The sequence below is a fragment of the Magnetofaba australis IT-1 genome (assembly GCF_002109495.1).
GTDB lineage: Bacteria > Pseudomonadota > Magnetococcia > Magnetococcales > Magnetococcaceae > Magnetofaba > Magnetofaba australis.
In genome coordinates, this window is sequence record NZ_LVJN01000002.1 from 1 (window position 1) to 3,648 (window position 3,648).

The window sequence follows — 3,648 nt, forward strand, 5'->3', positions numbered from 1 at the left end:
ATGACATCCTGGAGCGGCGACAGGGGGTCGCGTCCCTGACCCAGCACTGGATCGACAATCAGCCCCTGCTCGCTACTCAGGGTGCAGCGGTTGAAGGGCATCTGGATGTAGTCGCCCGTGGGGATGGAGCCGTAGCTGCCCTCCCGTTTAAGCAATAGGGTAGCGTTCGAGCCATAGCTGCGGGCCATGTCGAATCCTCTCGTCTATCGGGTTGTTATTCAGGAAATTGGAGAAGATGTCTCGTAGTCGAGGGTCAGTTCGATGATGCCGCCCAGGAGAGGCGCGGCTCCCTCTTCGTGTTCCAACTGGATGGCCGGGCGGCCATAGGTCATGCCGAAGATGAGGCCATTCAGAGTAGAATCGGCGTCCAATGCGCTGGCGATAGTCATGAGCAAATCATCAAACTGGCTCTGCCTCTGGGCTGCATCACCGTGCTGCACGATGATTTCGATCTCCACGGCATGCTGGTAGTAGCAGCCCCCTACCCCGCCCAGTGACTGCTCAGGCTCACCGGGGTCGCCGTCGCGCAGAATGATCAGACCGTCTGCTGGAATGCGCGTGGGCAGTGCGAAGTTGCGCAACACCGTGGCGCTGGGGATGGCTTTGAGCAGAGAGTGCAGCGCCTGGAGAATCTGCTCAGTTTTACTGGCCACGAAAATTATCCCATCGCCATTTCAGATGCTTGTTTGGTCATTTCTGCTGCTCTTGAACATCGTCGTTGACAGCAGCCTCTCAGCCCGTCACTCTCAGAAATATACGCGACACAGATCGCGCAACGGTCAACGGGAGTTTGCACACATGAACAGAAAGTCCAACGCTATTCTTGCGTCCATTTCAGACCACCTGCACAACCTTTACCTCACCCTAAAAGCCACCGGTGATAGCTCCGAATTTGATCGTGGCGTGATCCATGGCATGATGCTTATGGCCATGAAAACCGGCAAAGCTACAAAGCGCGACATTGAGCAGATCATCACGATTGAGCAGGAACGCGTTTTCGGAGCCAAAGGCGTCCCGGCATCCCGAGGCCAATGGCTGGACACGATACTGGAAGAAACGCGTACACCCGGCTCAGGCACTCACGTTGACATTCCCACTTTTATACGCAACGGCGCACATATTATTGGGACTCAATCTAGCCGCCAGGCGTAAAACGCCCTTTGTTCAAGGATGAACACATGAAACGCAGCAATCCGCGCCAGGGGAGCCTTTTTGAAGGCCCTCAACTGGGTCTTTTTGACTTTCGCACCGACCAGATGGACATGTTCAACAATTTGCCACACGCATTTGGCGCATCGGATTTACCCCGAGATCCCCAGAGTGCTGCTGAAGCGCTCCGCGCTAAATATGGGAAAATCCAGGCAGGCCTGTTGGCGTTCAAAAACGTTCGAGATTGCAAAGAGCAAGAAGACGAAAATTGGTGGCGAAACGTCGCCAACTTTATCAACGGGTAGTCGCTGGAGAACCTCTCCAATTATCGTCAATCGCTTCGGGAAGACGGGTGGCCCATCGCGTGGCCACCCTTTTCACATCCAGCCGTTTGCGCAGCCGAACCTGCGGAACCATCACAAACATCACCACCGCCGTCACGCCGGATTTCAAGCGACCTGACTTGGTGTAGATGCCGCCCTTGGCTTGTCGGCCCACACGCCCCGTTTTGGCGCTAATGCGCACGCCATCCACGACCAATAGCGATGAACGCCCTGGGCGATAGACGAATCGGAGCTTTCCAAATCTGGATTCTGGGAAGTTGCCAGGGTGAATCTTCTTGCCATCAACGCCCCGCTTTGGCGCTTGCGGCGTCGGGATCGCCAACCATCGGCTATTGCGCCCCCGAATCACCACGCCCCGGTCAAACGCCTGCACAATGTGCGGGGCCTTCGACCAGACCAGCGACGCAGCGTTGATGCCCTGGTTGGGATAACTGCGATCCCGCCAGGTGCGCGCCAGCCGATTGCCTAGGCCCGCCGAAATCACCTGTTCGCGCAGATCCTGCTTGAGCCCGCGCCCCGCATCACGGGTTCCATCCACAACGGCGCGATTGAGATTGCGCAGGTCCTGCTCCATATCGCGCCGGATGGAACCGAGGATGGTGGTCGCCATTCTCATGAGACGAACGCATCCACCACCCACACGAGCCGCTCGGTATCTCGCGTCGGCGCTCCCTGGACGGTATAGTCGATACTGTTGAGGGTGATCACATCACCGCCTTGAGGGTTCGCGATGTCAGATGCCCGAATCTCAAACAGAGAGATCTCCGCCGCAATACGCGTTTCTCCAAAGCCCACCACCTCGTCCGGGCGCTTGGCCAGCACTGTGATGGTGATGACTGGGTCGCCATTGGCTGGGGTGTAAGTGGCGGCGACGCCGAATGAAGCAAATACGGCGTCCACCGCCATCTCAAAAGGGTTCATCAGGTCCGCTTCGCTTTGATCAGCACACGCGGGCGCGTGCAAATGGGCAGCGGGTTGGACTGCACATGCAGCATCACCCAACGCTGGAACTGCTGATCAATGGCCTGTTTGGCGTAGCGCGGCAGGCCAATGGTATTGACCGTCTCCACAAAGTCCGCCGGGGCGTTGTACTGCCGAAACAGACCGGGCACGCCCACCGGGAAGAAACGCGCCTTGGCGGCGTCGTTGAAATCCACGGAGCCCACCTTGCCGCGATACTCCTCCCACACAATCCCGGCGTACTCAAAGGAGCCGCGCGCCTGACCCTGGCGCAGAAACAGCCCATCGGCGTAGCGTTCGTAAGCGTCTTTGACTTCACTGTGGGTGATCAGGTCATCGAAAAAGTCCGCCCCGCAGATGGCGTGGATGTGGTCATAGGGCTGAGCGCCTAACTCATCCTCGATCTTGCGCCGGATGTCGTGACACTTCTTCTTCACCGCGCCAGGCGTCGGGCTGGCGTTATCCAGATCAAAGTCGATCTCGGTGTGCTGGCTGACGCCAAACTCGGTAAAGAGGTCATAGAGGACAGTAGAGCCGTCGGCGTCGAGGATCTGGCCCTTGATGGCGCCGATACGCAGGTGCTCCAGAGTGGCGTCGATCTTCCGCGCCATCTCCTCCAGGCGGTTGTTGACCACCGTTTGGACGCCTTCGAGATTGCTCTCGGAGCCAAACGCGCGCAGGTTCTGCACCTCATCGGCGAGAATGGTGTCCTCCAGGGCGATATGGGGGACTGTCAGAGAGCGCGCTTTGCGCTTGTTGGTGGTGTTCTGCACAGCGGGAGCGCCGCGCGCGGTGGTCTCCACCAGATTGAGCGAGCCTTCGCGCTCTTCGATGAGCACCGTAGTGGTGGCCACCCCCTGTTCGTGGAACAGCCCCATCTGGCCGATACGGCCCGGGACAAAGGGCATTTTGTTGATGGCGTCGGTGAGCGAGACCAGGGAAAAGGCGTTGCTATTGAATACATCCAAGGCTCCCATGGGGAACTCTCCTTATCGCGCAATGATGAGTTGATCCGCCAGTTGGGAGATGGCGGCAGCTTTCTCGGGTTCGGTTACGACGGCGTCGAACACTAGGCGGGTTTCATTCACCTCAGCCAATCGGCTGATGACCACTCCTGTGGCGTCGCCAGCGGAGGCGTCGACGTTCTCGTAGAGCACCGCCACCGCCGTTTCCGAGCCATCGATACCGGCGGGAT

The 3,648-nt window shown here is 58.4% G+C and carries 7 protein-coding genes and 1 pseudogene; 2 read left to right on the forward strand and 6 right to left on the reverse strand.

Going from position 1 to position 3,648, the window contains the following annotated elements; genetic code table 11:
* Window positions 1-188 (reverse strand): annotated as a pseudogene (locus MAIT1_RS00115) (phage tail tube protein); the annotation flags it as partial.
* Between the two features lie 30 nt (window positions 189-218).
* Window positions 219-653, reverse strand: a complete 435-nt coding sequence (locus tag MAIT1_RS00120; protein ID WP_085440005.1) for a hypothetical protein — start codon at window positions 651-653, stop codon at window positions 219-221.
* A gap of 145 nt (window positions 654-798) precedes the next feature.
* Here MAIT1_RS00120 and MAIT1_RS00125 point away from each other — a divergent pair, with 145 nt between their 5' ends.
* Together MAIT1_RS00125 and MAIT1_RS00130 are read left to right on the forward strand one after the other, a co-directional pair.
* Complete coding sequence (locus tag MAIT1_RS00125; RefSeq protein ID WP_085440006.1) at window positions 799-1,152, forward strand: hypothetical protein; 354 nt, start codon at window positions 799-801, stop codon at window positions 1,150-1,152.
* A gap of 26 nt (window positions 1,153-1,178) precedes the next feature.
* Window positions 1,179-1,454 (forward strand): hypothetical protein, encoded by a 276-nt coding sequence (locus MAIT1_RS00130; protein WP_085440007.1) that lies wholly within the window; start codon window positions 1,179-1,181, stop codon window positions 1,452-1,454.
* Here MAIT1_RS00130 and MAIT1_RS00135 read toward each other — a convergent pair.
* The 4 genes from MAIT1_RS00135 to MAIT1_RS00150 all read right to left on the reverse strand — a co-directional run.
* Window positions 1,444-2,109 carry a DUF6441 family protein gene (locus MAIT1_RS00135; RefSeq protein ID WP_198947750.1) on the reverse strand — a complete coding sequence of 222 codons (666 nt, stop codon included), beginning with the start codon at window positions 2,107-2,109 and terminating at the stop codon, window positions 1,444-1,446. The genes MAIT1_RS00130 and MAIT1_RS00135 overlap by 11 nt on opposite strands.
* Entirely contained in the window at window positions 2,106-2,414 is a 309-nt protein-coding gene (locus tag MAIT1_RS00140; RefSeq protein WP_085440009.1) for a head-tail joining protein, read from the reverse strand. Before MAIT1_RS00140 ends, MAIT1_RS00135 begins: the two co-directional genes overlap by 4 nt.
* Window positions 2,414-3,430 carry a major capsid protein gene (locus MAIT1_RS00145; RefSeq protein WP_085440010.1) on the reverse strand — a complete coding sequence of 339 codons (1,017 nt, stop codon included), beginning with the start codon at window positions 3,428-3,430 and terminating at the stop codon, window positions 2,414-2,416. The genes MAIT1_RS00140 and MAIT1_RS00145 overlap by 1 nt, the downstream gene beginning before the upstream one ends.
* 12 nt (window positions 3,431-3,442) lie before the next feature.
* Window positions 3,443-3,648: head decoration protein (locus tag MAIT1_RS00150; protein ID WP_143814554.1), on the reverse strand; the 206-nt coding region annotated here is incomplete at its 5' end.

Excerpts from the sequence above, each read along its gene's own strand:
- MAIT1_RS00125 (WP_085440006.1), top strand. The coding sequence starts at position 799 with ATGAACAGAAAGTCCAACGCTATTCTTGCGTCCATTTCAGACCACCTG.
- MAIT1_RS00140 (WP_085440009.1), bottom strand. The coding sequence starts at position 2,414 with ATGAACCCTTTTGAGATGGCGGTGGACGCCGTATTTGCTTCATTCGGC.
- MAIT1_RS00130 (WP_085440007.1), top strand. The coding sequence starts at position 1,179 with ATGAAACGCAGCAATCCGCGCCAGGGGAGCCTTTTTGAAGGCCCTCAA.
- MAIT1_RS00145 (WP_085440010.1), bottom strand. The coding sequence starts at position 3,430 with ATGGGAGCCTTGGATGTATTCAATAGCAACGCCTTTTCCCTGGTCTCG.
- MAIT1_RS00135 (WP_198947750.1), bottom strand. The coding sequence starts at position 2,109 with ATGAGAATGGCGACCACCATCCTCGGTTCCATCCGGCGCGATATGGAG.